The sequence below is a fragment of the Serratia sp. MF1(2023) genome (genome assembly GCF_030954545.1).
GTDB lineage: Bacteria > Pseudomonadota > Gammaproteobacteria > Enterobacterales > Enterobacteriaceae > Serratia > Serratia sarumanii.
The window spans coordinates 85,834-108,291 of sequence record NZ_JAVHUX010000014.1; the positions used below are offsets into that span (position 1 = coordinate 85,834).

At 60.3% G+C, this 22,458-nt stretch carries 21 protein-coding genes; 13 read left to right on the forward strand and 8 right to left on the reverse strand.

The features are described 5' to 3' along the window. Nucleotides 1–11: 11 nt before the first annotated feature. On the reverse strand, nt 12–989 hold the full coding sequence (locus tag REA38_RS08345; RefSeq protein ID WP_025160120.1) for a calcium/sodium antiporter: 978 nt from the start codon (nt 987–989) through the stop codon (nt 12–14). A 303-nt stretch (nt 990–1,292) separates the two neighbouring features. Here REA38_RS08345 and mlaF point away from each other — a divergent pair, with 303 nt between their 5' ends. The 7 genes from mlaF to murA all read left to right on the forward strand — a co-directional run bounded on the left by mlaF (nt 1,293) and on the right by murA (nt 6,104). Then, complete coding sequence (gene mlaF / locus REA38_RS08350; protein WP_028127533.1) at nt 1,293–2,108, forward strand: phospholipid ABC transporter ATP-binding protein MlaF; 816 nt, start codon at nt 1,293–1,295, stop codon at nt 2,106–2,108. A gap of 4 nt (nt 2,109–2,112) precedes the next feature. Beyond that, nucleotides 2,113–2,895 carry a lipid asymmetry maintenance ABC transporter permease subunit MlaE gene (gene mlaE, locus REA38_RS08355; RefSeq protein ID WP_004937059.1) on the forward strand — a complete coding sequence of 261 codons (783 nt, stop codon included), beginning with the start codon at nt 2,113–2,115 and terminating at the stop codon, nt 2,893–2,895. Between the two features lie 4 nt (nt 2,896–2,899). Then, nucleotides 2,900–3,448, forward strand: coding sequence for an outer membrane lipid asymmetry maintenance protein MlaD (gene mlaD / locus REA38_RS08360; RefSeq protein WP_033636129.1), 549 nt, complete (start codon nt 2,900–2,902; stop codon nt 3,446–3,448). Between the two features lie 14 nt (nt 3,449–3,462). Next, nucleotides 3,463–4,092: a phospholipid-binding protein MlaC gene (gene mlaC, locus REA38_RS08365; RefSeq protein WP_047570424.1), complete on the forward strand. Its 630-nt coding sequence runs from the start codon at nt 3,463–3,465 to the stop codon at nt 4,090–4,092. Further along, the gene (gene mlaB, locus REA38_RS08370; protein WP_016930202.1) at nt 4,092–4,394 is read left to right on the forward strand and encodes a lipid asymmetry maintenance protein MlaB; all 303 of its coding nucleotides are present in this window, start codon (nt 4,092–4,094) and stop codon (nt 4,392–4,394) included. Before mlaC ends, mlaB begins: the two co-directional genes overlap by 1 nt. 140 nt (nt 4,395–4,534) lie before the next feature. After that, nucleotides 4,535–4,789 (forward strand): BolA family iron metabolism protein IbaG, encoded by a 255-nt coding sequence (gene ibaG, locus REA38_RS08375; RefSeq protein WP_004937066.1) that lies wholly within the window; start codon nt 4,535–4,537, stop codon nt 4,787–4,789. A gap of 55 nt (nt 4,790–4,844) precedes the next feature. Further along, a complete protein-coding gene (gene murA, locus REA38_RS08380; RefSeq protein WP_004937068.1) occupies nt 4,845–6,104 on the forward strand; it encodes a UDP-N-acetylglucosamine 1-carboxyvinyltransferase in 1,260 nt (419 codons plus the stop codon). 71 nt (nt 6,105–6,175) lie between these two features. Here the strand turns inward: murA and degS are convergent, their stop codons facing one another. The 3 genes from degS to zapG all read right to left on the reverse strand — a co-directional run bounded on the left by degS (nt 6,176) and on the right by zapG (nt 9,274). Continuing rightward, nucleotides 6,176–7,234 (reverse strand): outer membrane-stress sensor serine endopeptidase DegS, encoded by a 1,059-nt coding sequence (gene degS / locus REA38_RS08385; RefSeq protein WP_033636127.1) that lies wholly within the window; start codon nt 7,232–7,234, stop codon nt 6,176–6,178. 88 nt (nt 7,235–7,322) lie between these two features. Then, entirely contained in the window at nt 7,323–8,693 is a 1,371-nt protein-coding gene (gene degQ, locus REA38_RS08390) for a serine endoprotease DegQ (RefSeq protein WP_103799130.1), read from the reverse strand. A 179-nt stretch (nt 8,694–8,872) separates the two neighbouring features. Beyond that, complete coding sequence (gene zapG, locus REA38_RS08395) at nt 8,873–9,274, reverse strand: Z-ring associated protein ZapG (RefSeq protein ID WP_004937074.1); 402 nt, start codon at nt 9,272–9,274, stop codon at nt 8,873–8,875. Between the two features lie 231 nt (nt 9,275–9,505). On the opposite strand from zapG, the gene zapE reads away from it, so the two are divergent. The 5 genes from zapE to sspB all read left to right on the forward strand — a co-directional run bounded on the left by zapE (nt 9,506) and on the right by sspB (nt 13,207). Continuing rightward, nucleotides 9,506–10,633, forward strand: coding sequence for a cell division protein ZapE (zapE, locus tag REA38_RS08400; RefSeq protein ID WP_033648999.1), 1,128 nt, complete (start codon nt 9,506–9,508; stop codon nt 10,631–10,633). Between the two features lie 264 nt (nt 10,634–10,897). Then, nucleotides 10,898–11,326 carry a 50S ribosomal protein L13 gene (gene rplM, locus REA38_RS08405; protein WP_004937079.1) on the forward strand — a complete coding sequence of 143 codons (429 nt, stop codon included), beginning with the start codon at nt 10,898–10,900 and terminating at the stop codon, nt 11,324–11,326. Nucleotides 11,327–11,341: 15 nt separating this feature from the next. Continuing rightward, nucleotides 11,342–11,734, forward strand: coding sequence for a 30S ribosomal protein S9 (gene rpsI / locus REA38_RS08410; protein ID WP_004937080.1), 393 nt, complete (start codon nt 11,342–11,344; stop codon nt 11,732–11,734). A gap of 325 nt (nt 11,735–12,059) precedes the next feature. Next, nucleotides 12,060–12,701, forward strand: coding sequence for a stringent starvation protein SspA (gene sspA, locus REA38_RS08415; RefSeq protein ID WP_025304366.1), 642 nt, complete (start codon nt 12,060–12,062; stop codon nt 12,699–12,701). A 5-nt stretch (nt 12,702–12,706) separates the two neighbouring features. Beyond that, nucleotides 12,707–13,207, forward strand: a complete 501-nt coding sequence (sspB, locus tag REA38_RS08420) for a ClpXP protease specificity-enhancing factor (RefSeq protein ID WP_308885650.1) — start codon at nt 12,707–12,709, stop codon at nt 13,205–13,207. A 63-nt stretch (nt 13,208–13,270) separates the two neighbouring features. Here sspB and REA38_RS08425 read toward each other — a convergent pair whose 3' ends face one another. The 3 genes from REA38_RS08425 to gltB form a co-directional block, all read right to left on the reverse strand. Continuing rightward, nucleotides 13,271–13,750: a hypothetical protein gene (locus REA38_RS08425; protein ID WP_033649000.1), complete on the reverse strand. Its 480-nt coding sequence runs from the start codon at nt 13,748–13,750 to the stop codon at nt 13,271–13,273. Nucleotides 13,751–13,914: 164 nt separating this feature from the next. Further along, on the reverse strand, nt 13,915–15,333 hold the full coding sequence (locus REA38_RS08430; RefSeq protein WP_308885653.1) for a glutamate synthase small subunit: 1,419 nt from the start codon (nt 15,331–15,333) through the stop codon (nt 13,915–13,917). 14 nt (nt 15,334–15,347) lie between these two features. Further along, entirely contained in the window at nt 15,348–19,808 is a 4,461-nt protein-coding gene (gene gltB, locus REA38_RS08435) for a glutamate synthase large subunit (protein WP_039569401.1), read from the reverse strand. 691 nt (nt 19,809–20,499) lie between these two features. Here gltB and REA38_RS08440 point away from each other — a divergent pair. Next, nucleotides 20,500–21,432, forward strand: a complete 933-nt coding sequence (locus tag REA38_RS08440) for a TIGR01212 family radical SAM protein (protein WP_041036817.1) — start codon at nt 20,500–20,502, stop codon at nt 21,430–21,432. On the opposite strand, the gene REA38_RS08445 is transcribed toward REA38_RS08440, so the two are convergent. Further along, nucleotides 21,427–22,134 carry a phosphatase PAP2 family protein gene (locus REA38_RS08445; RefSeq protein ID WP_033649004.1) on the reverse strand — a complete coding sequence of 236 codons (708 nt, stop codon included), beginning with the start codon at nt 22,132–22,134 and terminating at the stop codon, nt 21,427–21,429. The two genes, REA38_RS08440 and REA38_RS08445, sit on opposite strands and share 6 nt — an antisense overlap. Nucleotides 22,135–22,458: the final 324 nt, after the last annotated feature.

The window sequence follows — 22,458 nt, forward strand, 5'->3', positions numbered from 1 at the left end:
TTCCCGTCGGTTTAGCCGAAAGTACTGAAAGGGTTAAAGAACAGCACCGCAAGATACGCAATAAAGCCACATAATAACAGAGCGCCCGCCAGGTGACCGATGCGATGCTTGCGGCCGATGCACAGTACGCTCAGCAGCACGCTGGCCGCCAGCATCACCCAGTAATCGCGCTGGAAGGCGGCGGCGTCTACGCTGCCCGGCGACAGCAGGGCGGGGACGCCCAGCACGATCACCGTGTTGAAAATATTGGAGCCGATGATATTTCCAATCGCCATATCATCCTCGCCCTTCAGCGCCCCGGCGATGGAGGTAGCCAATTCGGGCAGGCTGGTGCCGATGGCGATAATGGTCAAGCCGACCACCAGTTCGCTCAGGCCGAAATAGTGCGCAATCACCGTCGCGTTATCGACCACCATTCTGGAAGAGAGCGGCAGAATGATAAACGCCAGCACCAGCCACAGCACCGCCACGGTGTTGCTGCTGTCCTGCGGCAGCTCGGCGATCTGCTCCATGGTCAGGCTGTCGCTGCCCTCGCGCTGCGCCAGCCGGGCGATTTTCAGCATCAGCAGGATGAAGCCGGCGGCGGCGGCCAGCAGCAGCACGCCGTCCAGCCTGCTCAGGGTGCCGTCCATCAACACGAAACCGCACAATACTGTGACCGCTAACATCAACGGCAGTTCGCGCCGCAGTATCTCGGAACGCGCGGCCAGCGGGTGAATCAGCGCCGCCACACCCAGGATCAATAAGATGTTGGTGATGTTGGAACCTAATACGTTGCCAACGGCCATATCTATCTGCCCGTTCAGCGCGGCGGTGGTGGACACGATCAGCTCCGGCAGCGAAGTGCCGATGCCGACGATGGTCATGCCGATGATCAACGGCGGGACGCCGAGCGAGCGGGAAATCACGGCAGCACCATAAACTAAGCGGTCTGCACCATACACCAGTAGAAATAAACCAACGATTAATAATGCTATCGCGAGAAACATGCAGGGTCCTTTGTCGGGTATTATCCCGGTTCGTTGGTTAAAGCCGTCAATGCGGCGGTATTGCTTGCCCTCCGTTGCGCGCGCGTGAGCCGCAGCAACGGTTTTTCCCGGCTAATAGTTGAACAGTTTCGTTTTTTTTCGTTATGGCGCCAATTTTGACCGGGTGGCGCGGAAAAGTAAAACCAATGGCACCATTGGTTGCGAAATGGCAGTAAGTTTTTGTAAAGATGAGACGGATTGCGCCCATTGCTTTAACATCACGGGTAGATTCAGCAAAAGATGAGTCGTAAAGGGTCCATTAACATGCTCCAAAAGGCAGATAATTTGGTCGAAGTGCGCGACATGAGCTTCTCGCGCGGCGACCGACGGATATTTGAAGACATCAACCTGACGGTGCCTCGCGGTAAGGTCACGGCGATCATGGGGCCATCGGGCATCGGCAAAACCACGCTGCTGCGCCTGATAGGCGGCCAGCTGGCGCCGGACAGCGGGGAGATTTGGTTCGACGGCGACAACATTCCCGCGTTGTCCCGCCGTCAGTTATATGACGCGCGCAAAAAGATGAGCATGCTGTTCCAGTCGGGCGCACTGTTCACCGATTTGACCGTGTTCGAAAACGTGGCCTACCCGCTGCGCGAGCACAGCAACCTGCCTGAACCCCTGCTGCGCAGCACGGTGCTGATGAAGCTGGAAGCGGTGGGGCTGCGCGGCGCGGCCCAGCTGATGCCCAATGAGCTTTCCGGCGGCATGGCGCGCCGGGCGGCGTTGGCGCGCGCGATCGCGCTGGACCCTGAGATGATCATGTTCGACGAACCTTTCGTCGGCCAGGATCCGATCACCATGGGGGTGCTGGTCAAGCTGATCGATGAGCTGAACCATGCGCTGGGCATTACCTGCATCGTGGTGTCGCACGACGTGCCGGAGGTGCTGAGCATCGCCGACTACGCCTATATCGTGGCCGATCACCGGGTGATCGCCGAAGGCACCACGCAGCAATTGCAGAACAATCCTGATGCGCGCGTGCGCCAGTTTCTGGATGGTATAGCGGATGGGCCGGTGCCGTTCCGCTATCCGGCCGGGGATTATCAGACCGAACTGCTAGGCTTAGGGAGTAAATAAGCTCATGTTATTAAGAGCGTTAGCGTCGTTGGGGCGCAGTGGCATCAACACCAGCGCCAGCTTCGGCCGCGCCGGGTTGATGCTGTTCAACGCGTTGATTGGCCGGCCGGAACCCGGCAAGCAGTGGCCGCTGTTGTTGAAACAGCTCTACAGCGTCGGCGTGCAGTCGCTGCTGATCATCATGGTCTCCGGGCTGTTCATCGGCATGGTGCTGGGCCTGCAGGGCTATATCGTGCTCACCACCTACAGCGCCGAGGCCAGCCTCGGCATGATGGTGGCGCTGTCGCTGCTGCGCGAGCTGGGGCCGGTGGTGACGGCGCTGCTGTTCGCCGGCCGCGCCGGTTCCGCGCTGACGGCGGAAATCGGCCTGATGAAGGCGACGGAGCAGATCTCCAGCCTGGAGATGATGGCGGTCGATCCGCTGCGGCGCATCGTGGCGCCGCGTTTCTGGGCGGGGCTGATCAGCATGCCGCTGTTGACCATCATTTTCGTGGCGATCGGCATCTGGGGCGGTTCGGTGGTCGGCGTGGACTGGAAGGGCATCGACAGCGGCTTCTTCTGGTCGGCGATGCAGGGCGCCGTAGAGTGGAAAAAAGATCTGCTCAACTGCCTGATCAAAAGCGTGGTATTCGCCATTACCGTAACCTGGATTGCCATTTTCAACGGGTACGACGCCGTGCCTACCTCTGAAGGGATTAGCCGGGCGACGACGCGTACCGTGGTGCATTCGTCACTGGCGGTGTTGGGATTGGATTTCGTGCTGACAGCACTGATGTTTGGGAATTGATTCGATGCAAACGAAGAAGAGTGAAATCTGGGTTGGGGCATTTATGCTGATCGCGCTGTGCGCCATCGTGTTTATCTGCCTGCAGGTGGCGAACCTTAAATCGATCGGCAGCGAGCCGACCTACCGCATTTACGCGACGTTCGACAACATCGGCGGCCTGAAACCGCGTTCGCCGGTGAAGATTGGCGGCGTGGTGATCGGCCGCGTGGCGGACATCGAACTCGATTCGAAAACCTACACGCCGCGCGTGGCGCTGGATATCCAGAAAAAGTACGACCAAATCCCGGATACCAGCTCGCTGGCGATCCGCACCTCCGGCCTGCTGGGCGAGCAATATCTGGCGCTTAACGTGGGCTTCGAAGATCCTGATATGGGCACCGCCATCCTGAAAGACGGCGGCACCATTCAGGACACCAAATCAGCCATGGTTCTGGAAGACCTGATCGGCCAGTTCCTGTATAAAAGCGGCGGTCAGGACAGCGCCAAACCGGGAGACGCGGCCGCTGAGCCGGCTGCCGGCGCCGCACCGCAACCCGCTGTTCCAAATCATTAAGAGAGGATACCTGCATGTTTAAACGTTTACTGATGGTGGCTCTGCTGGTGGTTGCACCGCTGGCGAGCGCAGCCGACCAAACCAATCCTTACAGCATGATGCAAGACGCGGCGCAGAAGACCTTCAGCCGTTTGAAGAATGAACAGCCGAAGATCAAGCAGGACCCGAACTACCTGCGCTCCATCGTGCATCAGGAACTGATGCCGTTCGTGCAGGTGAAATACGCCGGCGCGCTGGTGCTGGGGCGCTACTACAAAGAGGCGACGCCTGCGCAGCGCGAAGCTTACTTCACCGCCTTCCAGGCTTACCTGGAGCAGGCTTACGGCCAGGCGCTGGCGATGTATCACGGCCAGACTTACCAGATCGCGCCTGAACAGCCGCTGGGCAATGCCGACATCGTGGCTATTCGCGTCACCATCATCGACAACGGCGGCCGCCCGCCGGTGCGTCTGGATTTCCAATGGCGCAAGAACAGCAAAACCGGCTATTGGCAGGCCTATGACATGATCGCCGAAGGCGTCAGCATGATCACCACCAAGCAGAACGAGTGGGCGTCCACGCTGCGTACTCAGGGCATCGACGGCCTGACCAAACAGCTGCAGGCCGCCGCCGCGCAGCCTATCACGCTGGACAAGAAAAACTGATGTCGGCAGCGCTCAGCTTCGAATCAGAGCAGCAGACGCTGATCCTGCGCGGTGAACTGGACCGGGAAACGCTGCAGCCGCTGTGGCGGCAGCGCGACGCGCTGATGGCGGATAAAACCGCGATCGACGTGGCGCAACTGCAGCGCGTAGACTCCGCCGGGCTGGCGCTGTTGCTGCATCTGCAGGAAGAGCAGCGCGAGCGCGGCGTCGCGCTGAAAATTTTCGGCGCCACCGAGCGCCTGAAAACGCTGATTGCGCTCTACAACCTGCAGGCGATAATGCCTGTCGATACCGCCGGTTAGCGGCGTTTTACGCCGCCCTTGCGTGGTAAAACGATACAAAGCCCCTGTTATGCAGGGGCTTTTTCTTTAGTTTAAGAAAACATCGTATTCCACTAAGATACTAGGCTGTTTATGATCCTTTAGCGGCAGAACTGGATACTATGGAAACCAACGAGATTAAAGACGTGCTGATGCAGGCATTGGCACTGGATGAAGTACATGTGACGGGCGACGGCAGCCATTTCCAGGCGATCGTGGTCGGCGAATTGTTCGCCGGCATGAGCCGCGTCAAAAAACAGCAGACGGTTTACGCACCGCTGATGGAATACATTGCGGACAACCGCATTCATGCCTTGTCTATCAAGGCGTACACCCCTGAAGAGTGGCAGCGAGACCGCAAACTCAACGGATTTTAAGGCTGTTTGCCCTGCCGGGCGGGCAGCTTCAGATTAGATAACAGAGAGTAGTCAGATGGATAAATTTCGTGTGCAGGGTCGGACTCGCCTGAGCGGTGAAGTGTCTATTTCCGGGGCCAAAAACGCCGCCCTGCCGATCCTGTTCGCCGCCCTGTTGGCGGAAGAGCCGGTCGAGCTGCAGAATGTCCCCAAACTGAAGGACATCGACACCACCATTAAACTACTCAACCAGTTGGGTACCAAGATTGAGCGCAACGGTTCGGTCTTCGTGGACGCCAGCGGCGTGAACGAGTTCTGCGCCCCTTACGATCTGGTGAAAACCATGCGCGCTTCCATCTGGGCGCTGGGGCCGCTGGTGGCGCGTTTCGGCCGCGGTCAGGTTTCCCTGCCGGGCGGCTGTGCGATCGGCGCGCGTCCGGTCGATCTGCACATCACCGGCCTCGAGCAGCTGGGTGCCGAGATCAAGCTGGAAGAAGGCTACGTCAAAGCGTCCGTCGAGGGCCGCCTGAAGGGCGCGCACATCGTCATGGACAAGGTGAGCGTGGGCGCGACCGTGACCATCATGAGCGCCGCGACCCTGGCGACCGGCACCACCGTTATCGAGAACGCCGCGCGTGAGCCGGAAATTGTCGATACCGCCAACTTCCTCAATACGCTGGGCGCGAAGATCAGCGGCGCCGGCAGCGACAAGATCACCATCGAGGGCGTCGAGCGTCTGGGCGGCGGCGTGTACCGCGTGCTGCCTGACCGCATCGAAACCGGCACCTTCCTGATCGCCGCCGCGGTTTCCGGCGGCAAAGTGATGTGCCGCAACACCCGTCCGGACACGCTGGATGCGGTGCTGGCCAAGCTGCGCGAAGCCGGTGCCGATATCGAAGTGGGCGAGGACTGGATCAGCCTGGACATGCACGGCAAACGCCCGAAAGCGGTCACCGTGCGCACCGCGCCGCACCCGGGCTTCCCGACCGACATGCAGGCCCAGTTCAGCCTGCTGAACCTGGTGGCGGAAGGCACCGGCGTCATCACCGAGACCATCTTCGAAAACCGCTTTATGCACGTGCCGGAACTGATCCGCATGGGCGCGCACGCGGAAATCGAGAGCAACACCGTGATCTGCCACGGCGTTGAACAGCTGTCCGGCGCTCAGGTGATGGCGACCGATCTGCGCGCTTCTGCCAGCCTGGTGATCGCCGGCTGCATCGCCGATGGCGTGACCGTCGTCGATCGCATCTACCACATCGATCGCGGCTATGAGCGTATTGAAGACAAGCTGCGCGCGCTGGGTGCTAACATCGAGCGCGTGAAAGGCGAGTAAGTCATTAGCGCCGGCGCGGCTGCGTCGGCAGGATGAAAATCAAAGGGCCGGCTATCAATGCCGGCCCTTTTTTAATTGTTGTCTTCCGGGAATTCGCCCACCGTCATTTTCAACGTAATGCGTTTGCCGTCGCGCAGCACGATAACCGGTATCTCGGTGCCTGGCCTGATCTCCGCCACTTGATCCATGGTCTCCAGCACGGACACCGCCGGTTTGTTATCCACGTTGATGATGATGTCGTTGATCTGGAAACCGGCGCTGCTCGCCGGGCCGTTCGGCGTGATTTCGGTCACGATGATGCCCTGCAGGCGATCGATGCCGGAATTGGAGGAACGCAGCGGAATGATTTCTTTGCCCTGAATGCCGAAATAGCCGCGGATAACGCGGCCGTCGCGGATCAGCTTGTCCATGATTTTGGTGGCCAGTTCGATCGGAATGGCGAAGCCGAGGCCCTCCGGCGTTTCGCCGTCGGTGATTTTGTCATAGGTCAGGGTATTGATGCCGATCAGCTCGCCCAGCGAGTTGACCAGCGCGCCGCCGGAGTTGCCGCGGTTGATTGAGGCATCGGTCTGCAGGAATGTCTGCCGGCCGGTGGTGCTCATACTGATACGCCCGGTGGCGCTGAGGATGCCCTGAGTCACGGTCTGCCCCAGGTTGTACGGGTTGCCGATTGCCAGCACCACGTCGCCGACGTGGGCAACGCGATTTTTGTTGGTCGGGATCACCGGCAGGTTGCCGGGATCGATCTTCAGCACCGCCAAATCGGTCAGGCCGTCGGAGCCGACCAGCAGCGCTTCGTAGCGGCGGCCATCCTGCAACACCACGGTGATCTGCTGAGCGTCTTTGATCACGTGGCGGTTGGTGATGATATAGCCGCGTTCGTTCATGATCACGCCGGAACCGAGCGACAGCACGTTGGCGGCGCCGTTCAGGTTGCGGTTGTAGATGTTCACCACGGCGGGCGCGGCTCGGCGCACCGCTTTGTTGTAGCTCACCGGCGTTTCGTCGCTGGTATTCTCGGTTTTCTCTGCAAACAGGCCGTTGGAAGAGCGCAGCACGGGCAGAGCGGCCAACAGCAGGCCGGCAACGATGAGACCGATAACGACAGAACGCAAGAGCTTAGCAAACATGGAGTTTTCGTGGTGTGGTGAACGATGTTCGGAGGATAGCATGAGTTAACCGGGCGCAGTATGCCACCGAGCCCGGTTTTTGCACAAATTAACGCAGCAGCAGATAAATGGTTTCGTTACCGCGCACGATATTGAGCGCCATCACCGGCGGTTTGGCTTCCAGCACCTTGCGCAGCGCGGTGATGCTGTCCACGCGCTGGCGGTTGACGCCGATGATCACGTCGCCTTTTTGCAGGCCGATTTGCGCTGCCGTCGAGCCTTTATCCACGTTCTCCACCTTCACGCCCTTGTCGCCGCTCGGCAGCGCGCCGTTGCTGAGGGAAACCCCCTGCAGCGCCGGCGTCAGCGTTTCGGCATTGGTCGAGGCGCTCTCGCTGTTGTCCAGCGTGACCGAGACTTCCTGCGGTTTGCCGTCGCGCAGCAGGCCCACCTTGAGGGTTTTGCCCGGCGCGGTGGTGCCGACCTTGGCGCGCAGTTCGGCGAAGCTGTTCACCGGCTTGCCGTCGACGGAAACCAGAATATCCCCGGCTTTGATGCCGGCCTTGGCGGCGGCGGATTTCGGCAGCACTTCGCTGACGAAGGCGCCGCGCTGCGCGTCGGTGTTGAAGGCTTTAGCCATGTCCGGGGTCATTTCACTGCCCTTGATGCCGAGCAGGCCGCGTTTCACTTCGCCGAATTCGATCAGCTGCTGGCTCAGGTTCTGCGCCATATTGCTCGGAATGGCGAAGCCGATGCCGACGTTGCCGCCGCTCGGCGCCAGAATGGCGGTATTGATGCCGATCAGCTCGCCGTTCAGGTTAACCAACGCGCCGCCGGAGTTGCCGCGGTTGATCGAGGCGTCGGTCTGAATGAAGTTTTCCAGCCCTTCCAGATTCAGGCCGGTGCGGCCCAATGCCGAAATGATGCCGGAGGTGGCGGTTTGGCCCAGGCCAAACGGGTTGCCGACCGCCACGGCGAAGTCGCCGACGCGCAGCTGATCGGAATCGGCCATCTTGATGGCGGTCAGGTTTTTGGTGTCGCTGAGCTGCAGCAGGGCGATGTCGGATTGCTCATCACGGCCGACCAGTTTGGCGTCCAGTTCGCGGCCGTCGTTCAACTGCACGCGGATTTTATCGGCGTTGTTGATGACGTGGTTGTTGGTCAGCACGTAGCCTTTGGCAGCGTCGATGATGACGCCGGAGCCCAGCCCTTCAAACGGGCGGGAGCTCTGCTGCTGACCGGGGAAATTGGGGCCGAAGAAGCGTCTGAACTCTTCCGGCAGCTGTTGACGCTGCACCTGGGTGCCGGCGACATGCACGCTCACGACGGCGGGCAAGACTTTTTCCAGCATCGGCGCCAGGCTCGGCAGCGGCTGCCCCTGAACGGCGACGGGCAGGGCCGCGTTGGCCACCGGTGCGGCGCTGAGCGCCAGGCCGAGGCTCATTGCCAATGCACTAAGAATTAACGACTTTTTCTTCATTGATGATAACTCTCTCAATACCTGCCGATGAAAATTTGATGATAAGGCAATCACCTTGTCATAGTGAAGGGTAAGACCGTGAATTTGCGTGCAAAGTTCAGTAAAGGTAATGCGAAGGAAGGTCAATAAGGCACAAACGGGGTAAACCCGCGGGTGGCCCCGCGGGTGAAGAAGGGGTATCAGTCGCGGCGTGCGCTTTGGCCGCGCAGCAGGCCGGAGGCCCCTTCAGAATAGTCGCGCGGCATTTCCACCGGCGCCTGATCGTTGTCCGCTTCCGCTTCGGTCAGGCGATAGCGGAACGGGTTCTCCTGCATCGGCAGATCCGGCAGCAGGTTGTTGGAGCTTTTCGCCATATGCTGATACAGCTGACGATAATCGCGCGCCATGTTGTCCAGCAGCTCGGCGCTGCGGGCAAAGTGGCCGACCAGCTCCTGACGGTACTCTTCCAGCTCGGTTTTGCTCTTGTCCAGCTCGTTCTGCAGGACTTGTTGTTGACGTAATTTACGGTTGCCAAAACGCATCGCCACCGCACCAATCACGATACCGACGACCAAACCAATCAGCGCATACTCCCAGGTCATGATGACTCCTATTTTGACTTCGTTGTTCCGCAGGGATTTTTCACTTAATAATATCCACTATAACCGTTAACCTTGTCAGAGTGGAATCCTGATGCGCTTCCACCCAGTGTTTACAGGGTTTTCAGCGGCGCCCGCAGCGGGCATTTGTGGCGATAACGGTGCGAATCGGCATCAACTTGCCGCCAACGTTGGCTAAATAATTTCTAAGCGTTCTTAGGGAACATCGAACAGATGCAGGCACTATCACCGTTATCTCGCTACCAGCAGGCGCTGGAGGCGGGGGAATATCAGGCCGATGAGGTTCAACGCCGGGCCGTCACTCAACTGGATCGCATTTATCAGGCCTTGCTGCAAAAACCGGCGGCGAGCGCGCCGGCCGGCGGGCTGCGCGGCAAGCTCAGCCGTTTGCTGGGCAAAGGCGGCGAAACGGCGCCGCAGCGCCCGGTGCAGGGGCTGTATATGTGGGGCGGCGTCGGGCGCGGCAAAACCTGGTTGATGGACATGTTCTTCCACAGCCTGCCGGGCGATCGCAAAATGCGTCTGCACTTCCACCGCTTCATGCTGCGGGTGCATGAAGAGCTGACCGAACTGCAAGGGCGGGAAAACCCACTGGACATCGTCGCCGACGGCTTCAAGGCCGAAACCGACGTATTGTGCTTCGACGAATTCTTCGTGTCTGACATCACCGACGCCATGTTGCTGGCCACGCTGCTGCAGGCGCTGTTCGCCCGCGGCATCACGCTGGTGGCCACGTCGAACATCCCGCCGGACGATCTGTATCGCAACGGCCTGCAGCGGGCGCGTTTCCTGCCGGCTATCGATCTGATCAACGAGTTCTGCGACGTGATGAACGTCGACGCCGGCATCGACTATCGTCTGCGCACCCTGACCCAGGCTCACCTCTATCTGACGCCGCTGAACGACCAGACGCGCGCGACCCTGGATCGGATGTTTGTCAAACTGGCGGGCAAGGCGGGGGAGGAGGCGCCGGTGCTGCAGATCAACCATCGGCCGCTGCAGGCCATTCGTTCGGTGGACGGCGTGCTGGCGGTGGATTTCCACACGCTGTGCGAAGAGGCGCGCAGCCAGCTGGATTACATTGCGTTGTCGCGACTGTATCACAGCGTGATCCTGTATAATGTGCAGGTGATGGGGCCGCTGAAAGAGAATACCGCGCGCCGTTTCCTGGCGCTGGTGGACGAATTCTACGAGCGGCACGTCAAGCTGGTGATCGGCGCCGAGGCGTCGATGTTCGAGATCTACCAAGGGGAACGGCTTAAATTCGAGTACCAGCGCTGCCTGTCGCGCCTGCAGGAAATGCAGAGCGAAGAGTACCTCAAGCTGCCGCATCTGCCCTGAGTACGCCGGGCCTATCGCCGGTTGCCTGCCGCCGGCGATAAATTTATTTTCCATTCAAAAACCGTTCGATCTTTGTGAGCGACTTCTCTATAATCTTGCGACCCCACGTTACAACAAAGTTTTTTTTCCCAAAAACTTTATAGTGCCGGCAATGGCTATTCGAAGGGGTAGGTTTGCTGGACTTGTATGGTCGTGTGAGCCTCAACTGTTTTCGAGCGTTTGGGTGTTCACCAACGTGTAACTAATTATTGGGTAAGCTTTCTAATGAAAACTTTTACAGCTAAACCAGAAACCGTAAAACGCGACTGGTACGTTGTTGATGCAGATGGTAAAACTTTAGGCCGTCTCGCTACTGAACTGGCTCGTCGCCTGCGCGGCAAGCATAAAGCGGAATACACCCCGCACGTGGATACCGGTGATTACATCATCGTTCTGAACGCTGACAAAGTTGCTGTAACCGGCAACAAGCGTACAGACAAAGTGTACTACCACCACACCGGCCACATCGGTGGTATCAAGCAAGCGACCTTTGAAGAGATGATTGCCCGCCGTCCTGAGCGCGTGATTGAAATCGCGGTTAAAGGCATGCTGCCAAAGGGCCCGCTGGGTCGTGCTATGTTCCGTAAACTGAAAGTTTACGCGGGCACCGAGCACAATCACGCGGCACAGCAACCGCAAGTTCTGGACATTTAATCGGGATTAATGGCAATGGCTGAAAATCAATACTACGGCACTGGTCGCCGCAAAAGCTCCGCCGCTCGCGTCTTCATCAAGCCGGGCAACGGTAACATCGTTATCAACCAGCGCAGCCTGGAACAGTACTTCGGTCGCGAAACTGCCCGCATGGTAGTTCGTCAGCCGCTGGAACTGGTCGACATGGTTGGCAAACTGGATCTGTACATCACCGTTAAAGGTGGTGGTATCTCCGGTCAAGCTGGCGCTATCCGTCACGGTATCACCCGTGCACTGATGGAATACGATGAGACTCTGCGTTCTGAACTGCGTAAAGCTGGCTTCGTCACCCGTGACGCTCGTCAGGTTGAACGTAAGAAAGTCGGTCTGCGTAAAGCACGTCGTCGTCCGCAGTTCTCCAAGCGTTAATTTTCGCTGCTTCGGCAGTGCGATTTACGCAAAAAACCCGGTGCTTCACCGGGTTTTTTTATGCCTGAAATCCGCCATCCCCGACTAAAATCTGTGGTATATCAGACAATTCAACATGAATTCGCCGCACCGCCCCCACAAAACAAGCAAAATCTGGTAAACTATCACCCACTTTTGCGCCTGTTCGCCGTGCAGTTGACCCCCTGGGCCGGTTTTTCATGGGCTCGGGTCGCGCTGCGTGCTGCCGGCCTGCGGCAAGATTATTCAGGATAGCAGCCTGTCAGTTGGCTATTCGCAGTATTTTCTAGATAACTTGGAGGTTTTCATGGCTGTCGCTGCCAACAAACGTTCGGTAATGACGCTGTTCTCTGGCCCGACCGACATTTTTAGCCATCAAGTACGCATCGTACTGGCGGAGAAAGGTGTCAGCGTCGAGATCGAGCAGGTCGAAATGGATAACCTGCCGCAAGATCTGATTGACCTCAACCCTTACCAGACGGTGCCTACGCTGGTCGATCGCGAACTGACCCTGTATGAATCCCGCATCATCATGGAATACCTGGATGAGCGTTTCCCGCACCCGCCGCTGATGCCGGTTTACCCGGTTGCCCGTGGCGAGAGCCGTCTGATGATGCTGCGCATCGAGAAGAACTGGTACTCGCTGATGGACAAGATCGAGAAGAGCAGCGGTCAGGAAGCGGAATCCGCCCGTCGCCAACTGCGTGAAGAGCTGCTGGCGATCGCGCCGATCTTCGGTCAGACGCCGTATTTCATGAGCGAAGAGTTCAGCCTGGTGGATTGCTACCTGGCGCCGCTGTTGTGGCGTCTGCCGCAGCTGGGCATCGAATTGAGCGGTGCCGGCTCCAAAGAGCTGAAAGGCTACATGACCCGCGTCTTCGAGCGCGACGCCTTCCTGGCTTCCCTGACCGAAGCCGAGCGTGAAATGCGCCTGCAGACCCGGGGCTAAGCGCGATGGACATGTCTCAGATGACGCCGCGTCGCCCGTATCTGCTGCGGGCGTTCTACGACTGGCTGCTGGATAACCAGCTGACGCCGCACCTGGTGGTCGACGTGACTTGCCCGGACGTGCAGGTGCCGATGGAGTTCGCGCGTGACGGCCAGATCGTGCTGAATATCGCGCCGCGCGCGGTAGGCAACCTGGCGTTGGGCAACGAAGACGTGCAGTTCAACGCGCGCTTCGGCGGCGTGCCGCGTCAGGTTTCGGTGCCGATGGCCGCCGTGTTGGCGATCTATGCGCGTGAAAACGGCGCCGGCACGATGTTCGAACTGGAAGCCGCCTACGACGAGAGCGAAGGCGTGTTCGAAGGCCTGGACAATGAGACGATCCCTTCGGAAACGCTGATGTCGGTGATCGACGGCGATCGCCCGGACACCGCGGAAGACAACGGCCCGGACGACGAACCGCCGCAGCCGCCGCGCGGTGGCCGCCCGGCGCTGCGCGTGGTGAAATAAGCCCGCGCGAACAAACGAAAAAGCACCTCATGGGGTGCTTTTTTTTTGCCCGGCAGAAATGAATCAGCCTTTCAAGGCGGCAATGCAGGCATCGCGCGGCGCGCTGAGATCGCCTACGCGCACGGTGGACAAGGCACGGGTTGCGCGCTGGCGGAAACTGGTGACGGCGGTGTCGCCTTGCACTTCCGGCGGCGCGGTGCAAATGTCATTGAGCGGCAGATCGTTGCCTTTGTTGAGCGCCTGCAACACCGCCGCCGGATTGTAGATCAGGGCGGCGGAGAGGGCCGATTTGATGCCGGCGGTAAAGCCGGCATTGCCGCCGCCGGCCAGCTTGGGCGCCAGGGCAATCCAATTGTCGTCCCCCAGCCGGATGCTGTTTTCCACGGCGTTGAACTGCCCGGCCTTGCCTAACTGAGCCACGACCGGCCGCGCGCCGCGCGCTTCGATATTGTAACCAACCTCCTGCGAATCCAGCGCCATGGCTGAAGCGCTGAAACTGACGGCCAGCAGCGCGCCGGCCAACAGGGAAATGGAGCATTTCATGTTCGCTATCCTTATTTCGGTGTCAGGCGCAGCCGCGCCCCGCAATGGTGCCAACTCAATACTATAGCGCGTTGAGACGGTGAGGAGAGGGGAGGGGTGACAAAGCGTGGCAGGCTAAAAACGGAGGCCCGGCAATATGCCGGGCCTCCGATGGTACGGAAGGTTTACACTTCCAGGTAGTTCATGATGCCATCTGCCGCTTTGCGGCCTTCGGCAATCGCTGTCACCACCAGGTCGGAGCCGCGCACCGCGTCGCCGCCAGCGAAAATTTTCGGGTTGCTGGTCTGGAACGCGTTGTCGCTACCTTCCGGCGCCAGGATGCGGCCCTGTTTATCGAGCTGCACGTCGTGCGCCGCCAGCCAGTCCATGCGGTGCGGGCGGAAGCCGAACGCCATCACCACCGCGTCCGCGTCGATCACGTGTTCGGAACCCGGTACCTGCTCCGCCGCCTGACGGCCGTTGGCATCCGGCGCGCCCAGCTGGGTGCGCACCATTTTCACCCCGGCCACGCGGCCGGCGCTGTTCAGTTCGATGCTCAGCGGCTGCAGGTTGAACTGGAAGTCCACCCCTTCTTCCCGGGCGTTCTTCACTTCGCGCTTGGAGCCCGGCATGTTGGCTTCGTCGCGGCGGTAGGCGCAGATGACCTGCGTCGCGCCCTGGCGCACCGAGGTGCGCACGCAGTCCATGGCGGTATCGCCGCCGCCCAGCACCACCACCCGCTTGCCTTCCATGCTGACGTAAGGCTCGTGCTGATCGGCTTCATACCCCATCAGCTGCTTGGTGTTGGCGATCAGGAACGGCAGCGCGTCGTACACGCCCTGCGCTTCCTCGCTCTCCAGGCCGCCGCGCATCGACTGATAGGTGCCGACGCCGAGGAATACCGCATCGTACTCGCTCAGCAAGGTCTCCATGCTGACGTCTTTGCCCACTTCGGTGTTCAGCTGGAACTCGATGCCCATCTCGCTGAAAATGCCGCGGCGTTTGACCATCACTTCCTTTTCCAGCTTGAAGGCCGGGATGCCGAAGGTCAGCAGGCCGCCGATCTCAGGATGACGGTCATACACCACCGCTTTGACGCCGTTGCGGGTCAACACGTCGGCGCAGGCCAGCCCGGCAGGGCCGGCGCCGACGATCGCCACGCGCTTGCCGGTCGGCTGCACGTGTGACATGTCCGGCTTCCAGCCCATTTCGATGGCCTTATCGCTGATGTAGCGCTCGATATTGCCGATGGTGACCGCGCCGAATTCGTCGTTCAGGGTGCAGGAGCCTTCGCACAGGCGATCCTGCGGGCACACGCGGCCGCACACTTCCGGCAGGCTGTTGGTCTGATGCGCCAGGTCCGCCGCTTCCATGATGCGGCCTTCGTTGGCCAGCTTCAGCCAGTTCGGGATGTAGTTGTGCACCGGGCACTTCCACTCGCAATACGGGTTGCCGCAGGACAGACAGCGGTCCGCCTGGGCCTTGGCCTGGGTTTCCGAAAACGGTTCGTAGATCTCGACGAACTCGATTTTGCGGATCTTCAGCGGTTTCTTTGGCGGATCAACACGCTGCAGGTCGATAAATTGATAAACGTTCTGGCTCATTAATGACCTACCTCTTACTGCGCCTGCACCCGCAGCTCGGCTGCGGAACGGCTACGGTGACCCAACAGCGCTTTGACATCGCTGGACTTCGGTTTGACCAGGGCGAACTTTGGCGCCCACTCCGGCCAGTTGGCCAGGATCTCTTCCGCGCGGGAAGAGCCGGTCGCCTGCACGTGTTCGGTGATCAGGCCGCGCAGGTGCTCCTCATGGATCGCCAACTGATCGACATCCAGCACTTCCACCAGCTCCGGGTTCACGCGCTTGCGGAACTCGCCGTCTTCGTCCAGCACGTAGGCGAAGCCGCCGGTCATGCCCGCACCGAAGTTGATGCCGGTTTTACCCAGCACGCAGACGATGCCGCCGGTCATGTATTCGCAGCCGTTGTCGCCGATGCCTTCCACCACGGTGATGGCGCCGGAGTTGCGCACCGCGAAGCGTTCGCCCGCGCGGCCGGCGGCGAACAGCTTGCCGCCGGTGGCGCCGTACAGGCAGGTGTTGCCGACGATGCTGGCTTCATGGCTGCGGAAGGCGGAGCCGATCGGCGGACGCACCGCGATGCTGCCGCCGGCCATGCCTTTGCCGACATAGTCGTTGGCGTCGCCGGTCAGGGTCAGCTCGACGCCGCCGGCGTTCCAGACGCCGAAGCTCTGCCCGGCGGTGCCGGAGAAGTGCGCCTTGATCGGATCGGCCGCCATGCCCTGATCGCCGTGCACGTCGGCGATTGCGCCGGACAGCATGGCGCCCACGGAGCGGTCGGTGTTGCGAATGTCGAAGTAGAAGGTTTTACCCTGCTTCGCTTCGATATGCGGCTGCGCCTGCGCCAGCAGCTCTTTGTTCAGCAGGCCCTTGTCGAACGCCGGGTTGCTGCTTTCGGTGCAGTACACCGCTTTGCCCGGATGCGGCGTGGCGGTTTTCAGCAGCGGCGCCAGATCCAGCTTGTTCTGCTTGGCGGAGATGCCGTCCAGCTCGGTCAGGAACTCGGTGCGGCCGATCAGATCCACCAGCTGGCTCACGCCCAGCTGCGCCATGATCTCGCGGGTTTCACGCGCGATAAACTGGAAGTAATTCGTCACGCGTTCCGGCAGGCCGTGGTAGTGATCGCGGCGCAGCTTGTCGTCCTGAGTCGCAACGCCGGTCGCGCAGTTGTTGAGGTGGCAGATGCGCAGGTATTTACAGCCCAGCGCCACCATCGGCCCGGTGCCGAAGCCGAAGCTTTCCGCGCCCAGGATCGCCGCCTTGACGATGTCGACGCCGGTTTTCAGGCCGCCGTCCACCTGCAGGCGGATCTTGTGGCGCAGGCCGTTGGCCACCAGCGCCTGCTGGGTTTCCACCAGGCCCAGTTCCCACGGACAGCCGGCGTATTTCACCGAGGACAGCGGGCTGGCACCGGTGCCGCCGTCGTAACCGGCGATGGTGATCAGATCGGCATAGGCTTTTGCCACGCCGGTGGCGATGGTGCCGACGCCCGGCTCGGAAACCAGTTTCACCGAGATCACCGCTTTCGGGTTGACCTGCTTCAGGTCGAAGATCAGCTGCGCCAGATCTTCGATCGAGTAGATGTCGTGGTGCGGCGGCGGGGAGATCAGCGTTACGCCCGGCACCGAGTAACGCAGTCTGGCGATGTACGGAGTCACCTTGTCGCCCGGCAACTGGCCGCCTTCGCCCGGTTTGGCGCCCTGCGCCACCTTAATCTGGATCACGTCGGCGTTCACCAGGTAGGCCGGCGTCACGCCGAAGCGGCCGGAGGCCACCTGTTTGATGCGCGACACCTTGTTGGTGCGGTAGCGCGCCGGATCTTCGCCGCCTTCGCCGGAGTTGGAGAAGCCGCCGAGGCCGTTCATGGCGATCGCCAGCGATTCGTGCGCTTCCGGGCTCAGTGCGCCGATCGACATCGCCGCGGTGTCGAAGCGTTTGAACAGCGACTCCGCCGGTTCAACCTGATCGACCGGGATTGGTTCGCCTTTCGGCGTGATGGCCAGCAGATCGCGCAGCATGGCGACCGGCCGCTCGTTCACCAGCTTGGCGTAGGCCTGATAGTCGCTATATTCCCCGCTGTGCACCGCTTTTTGCAGCGAGTTCACCACGTCCGGGTTGTAGGCGTGGTATTCGCCGCCGTGCACGAATTTCAGCAGGCCGCCTTGCTCCAGCGGTTTGCGTTTCAGCCAGGCGCGCTTGGAAAGGTTCTGCAGATCCTGCTGGAAGTCGCTGAAGCTGGCGCCGCCGATGCGGCTGACCACGCCCTGGAAGCACAGATCCGCCAGATCGCGATGCAGGCCGACCGCTTCGAACAGCTTGGAGCAGCGGTAAGAGGCGATGGTCGAGATGCCCATTTTGGACATGATCTTGTACAGGCCTTTATTGATGCCGTTGCGGTAGTTCAGCATCACGTCGCGGTATTTCTTGTCGATCGCCTGGCTGTCCACCAGCTTGGCCAGGGTTTCATAGGCCAGGTACGGGTAGATGGCGGTCGCGCCGAAGCCGAGCAGCACTGCGAAGTGGTGCGGATCGCGGGCGCTGGCGGTTTCAACGATCAGGTTGGCGTCGCAGCGCAGGCTTTTCTCTACCAGGCGGGTTTGCACGGCGCCAACGGCCATCGGGGCCGGGACCGGCAGGCGGCCGGGCGCGATGGCGCGGTCGGACAGCACCAACAGCACCGCGCCTTCGCGCACCTTGCGTTCCGCTTCGTCGCACAGGGCGCGAATGGTCTGCTCCAGATCCTGTTGCTGCGGATCGAAGGTCAGATCGAGCGTCTCGGCGCGATAGTATTCGCCTTCCAGCGTGGTGAGCTGTTTGAAATCGGAGTACAGCAGGATTGGCGATTTGAAGCTCAGGCGGTGCGCCTGGCCTTCGGCTTCGCAGAACACGTTCATTTCACGGCCGATGCTGGTGGCCAGCGACATGACGTGCGCTTCGCGCAGCGGATCGATCGGCGGGTTGGTGACCTGCGCGAACTGCTGGCGGAAATAGTCGTAAACGATGCGCGGCCGGCTGGAGAGCACGGCGAACGGGGTATCGTCGCCCATCGAACCGGTGGCTTCCTGGCCGATCTCGCCCAGCACGCGGATCACCTGATCCAGCTCTTCGCTGCTGTAGCCGAACTGTTTCTGGTAGGTTTCGAGCTGTGCGTCGTCGAGTTCGCGGCTGCCGACCTGATCGTCCGGCAGATCTTCGAACGGCACCAGACGTTTGACGTTTTTCTCCATCCACTCTTTATACGGATGGCGGCTTTTCAGATCGTTGTCGGTTTCCGCCGAGTGCAGGATGCGGCCGCTGCGGGTGTCGATCACCATCAGCTCGCCGGGGCCGACGCGGCCTTTTTCCACCACTTCGTCCGGCTGGTAATCCCAGATGCCGACTTCGGAGGCGCAGGTGATCAGCTTGTCTTTGGTGATGACATAGCGCGCCGGGCGCAGGCCGTTGCGATCGAGGTTACAGGCGGCGTAACGGCCGTCGGACATCACGATGCCGGCCGGGCCGTCCCACGGCTCCATGTGCATCGAGTTGAAGTCGAAGAAGGCGCGCAGATCACCGTCCATGTCCGGGTTGTTCTGCCAGGCCGGCGGCACCAGCAGGCGCATGGCGCGGATGAGATCCATCCCGCCCGCCAGCAACAGCTCCAGCATGTTGTCCAGCGAGCTGGAGTCGGAGCCGGTTTCGTTGACGAACGGCGCGGCGGCCTGCAGATCCGGGATCAGCGGCGTTTGGAATTTGTAGGTACGGGCACGCGCCCATTGGCGGTTGCCGGTGATGGTGTTGATTTCGCCGTTGTGCGCCAGGTAGCGGAACGGCTGCGCCAGCGGCCAGCGCGGCACAGTGTTGGTGGAGAAGCGCTGGTGGAACAGGCAAATGGCCGATTCCAGGCGCAGGTCCGCCAGATCGAGATAGAAGCGCGGTAGATCCGCAGGCATGCACAGGCCTTTATAGATCGTCACCAGATTGGAGAAGCTGCAGACGTAGAAGCTGTTGTCCTGCACGCGTTTCTCGATGCGGCGGCGCGCCACGAACAGGCGGCGCTCCATATCGCGCGGGCGCCAGCCGGCGGGGGCGTTAACGAAGATTTGCTCGATGCGCGGCAGGGAGGAGAGGGCGATTTCACCCAGCACGTCCGGGTTGGTTGGCACTTCGCGCCAGCCGACGATCGACAGCGTTTCGTTTTGCAGCTCTTCTTCCACGATGCGGCGGCTGAGGCGCGCTTCCTCTTCATTCTGGCTGAGGAACATCATGCCGACGGCGTAGTTCTTGGCCAAACGCCAGCCGCGCTCTTCCGCCACCATGCGGAAGAAGCGATCGGGTTTTTGCAGCAACAGGCCGCAGCCGTCGCCGGTCTTGCCGTCGGCCAAGATCGCGCCGCGGTGCTGCATGCGGGCCAGCGCGTGAATGGCGGTGCGCACCACCTTGTGGCTAGGTTCGCCTTCTATGTGGGCGATCAGGCCGAAACCACAGTTGTCCCTCTCTTGGGATTTATCGTACAACATATCGTGAACCTCCCCAGGCTCTGCGTGACTCTCACAACCTACTGCGAGGGGGCTTCCCAATTTCAGGCAGAAGTCCAATCAGCAAGTTAACCCCGCCAATCTGCTTTTCCGCCCTCCATCAATGGCCTCTCGTGACGGTCTCACAAGTGGTATAGGACTTGTTTTAAGAGGGAGTCTTCAATTACTGCATAAATATGACGAGACGTTTGCCCGTCCAGAAAGCTTCCAGCGGACTTCCAACTTAGCGAGAAAGAATTCGCAGGTCAAATGTGGGCTTAAGATAGATTCTTATCGAATTTATGGTATTTATTTATTTGAAAAATAAGGTATTTAATGCATTTTTGCACTATCGTGGGGCAACGCTGATCCCCGCAGAAGTGTGAGCTGTCTCACTATAGTGCAACCCCTTAATCTCTGCACCATGCTAGTGCGGGGGTTAATGGCAGAGTTTTATTCTATAAGATATTGCTTAGTTGATGTTTATGACTATTTTTCACCGTGTTGTCATATTGCCGTTAACGGTTGCGTGACGATTAGAATAATTCATCAGAATTATAGTGAATTGATTTGCGTTTATGATGAATAGTTATGCCTGGTGGCGCCTTGCGGGGAAAGCGTTGATCTCTGTCATCGCGGGAAAAGCCGTTTCTTATTAGCATCGCGGCTTTGAACACAGAGAATCACCAAGATTATGCAGTTGCCGCAATTAGTCAATATGTTTGGCGCAGATCTCCAGCGCCGCTATGGCGAAAAGATCCATAAACTCACGCTGCACGGCGGATTCAGCTGCCCTAACCGCGACGGCACGTTGGGGCGCGGCGGCTGTACGTTCTGCAACGTCGCTTCGTTCGCCGATGAGGCGATGCAGCGGCAGAGCATCGCCGAACAGCTGGCGCAACAGGCCGCGCGGGTCGACCGGGCGCGGCGCTATCTGGCCTATTTTCAGGCCTATACCAGCACCTATGCGGAGGTCGAACTGCTGGCGTCGATGTATCGGCAGGCGTTGGCGCAGAGCGACATGGTCGGCCTGTGCGTCGGCACTCGCCCGGACTGCGTGCCGCCCGCCGCATTGGATCTGCTGACGGGGTATCGCGAAGAGGGTTATGAAGTGTGGCTGGAACTGGGGCTGCAGACGGCGCACGATAAAACGCTCAAACGCATCAACCGCGGCCATGATTTCCGCTGCTATCAGCAGACCGCGCAACGGGCTCGGCAGCGCGGGCTGAAGGTGTGCTGCCATCTGATCGTCGGGCTGCCGGGAGAAACCCAGCGCGATCATCTGCTCACGCTGCAGCGGGTGGTGGAGAGCGGCGTGGATGGCATCAAGCTGCATCCGCTGCACGTTGTTACCGGCAGCACCCTGGCCCGCGCGTGGCGCGCCGGGCGCTTGCCCGAACTGGCGCTGGAAGATTACGCCTTCAGCGCCGGGGAGATGATCCGCCACACGCCGGGCGAGGTGGTGTATCACCGCCTGTCCGCCAGCGCCCGTCGGCCTACGCTACTGGCGCCGCTGTGGTGCGAAAACCGCTGGCGCGGCATGCAGGCGGTGGGCGCTTATCTGCAGCAATACGGCGGGCAGGGCAGCGCGCTGGATGCCGCCCTGCATTATTCACCGACGTTATAACTGCAGGTTGGCGCGCACCTCCACGCGGGCGCGCTGCAGATCGGCCTGCAGTTGCGGATTCGCCAGCAGTCGTGCGGCGAGCGCCGTCGCCGCCAACTTGCCGCCTTCAAGATCGCTCGGGTAGTGAACGCCGGCAATCACCCGGCTTTGCGCATTGCTTGCCGCCCGCTCAAACAGCGCGCTGCGTTTTTCCGGCACCATCTGCGCCAACAGGAGCGCCGTCAGGTAGCTGTCCATCGCGTGTCCGCTAGGGTAGGAATCGCCTTCCGGCGGCGGCAGCAGCGGTTTCACGCGGCTGTCGGCCTCATAGGGGCGCGGGCGGCCATAGAAGGCCTTGGCGGGCATCAGGCTTTGTTCAAAGTCCTGATAGACCCGGCGGAACAGGGCGGCGGTGAGCGGATGGCGATCGACGGTAAAGGTCGGGCCGAAGATCTCGCGGGCGAAGGGGAAGGCGGCGTCTTCCAGGTGGTCATCCCGCTTGGCTTTGGCGATTTGTTCCGCCGTGCGGTTAGCCTGAATGGCCAGCACTGCCTGCAGATCCGCCCGATTCTGCGGCGTATCCGTTGAAGGCGGCGGCGGCAACAGCGTGGCGATTTGCCGTTGCTCTGCACTCAGGTAGCCGGTCACGGCAGTGGCGGCCTTCAGGGGCAAAATAACGGTCAAAGACAGGACGAACAGGGTAGTGCGATAGATGGTTAACATGGTCAATCCTCACGTCAGGGAAATGAGGAAGCCTGCCGGGCTGGCCACAACGCTGCTGCCGGTGAAAGTAAACCGCGGGATAACATCCTTTCCCTTACTTCAAGCCTCAGGGCTTCGCTATCCGTGTCTGCTAAAGCATGCGTCATGCACGGTGCATCATTAATATATTAACGGAAAGGCCTTCTCAAGCGGCTGAGGTGTGGGGTGCGTCACATAAAAAGTCTTTTAGTTACAAGTGATTAATCCCTAAGTATGAGCGGATTGATCAACGTGCTTTTCCACGGTGTCGACGGCAATGAACCGCCCGATGCACGCCAGACGCCG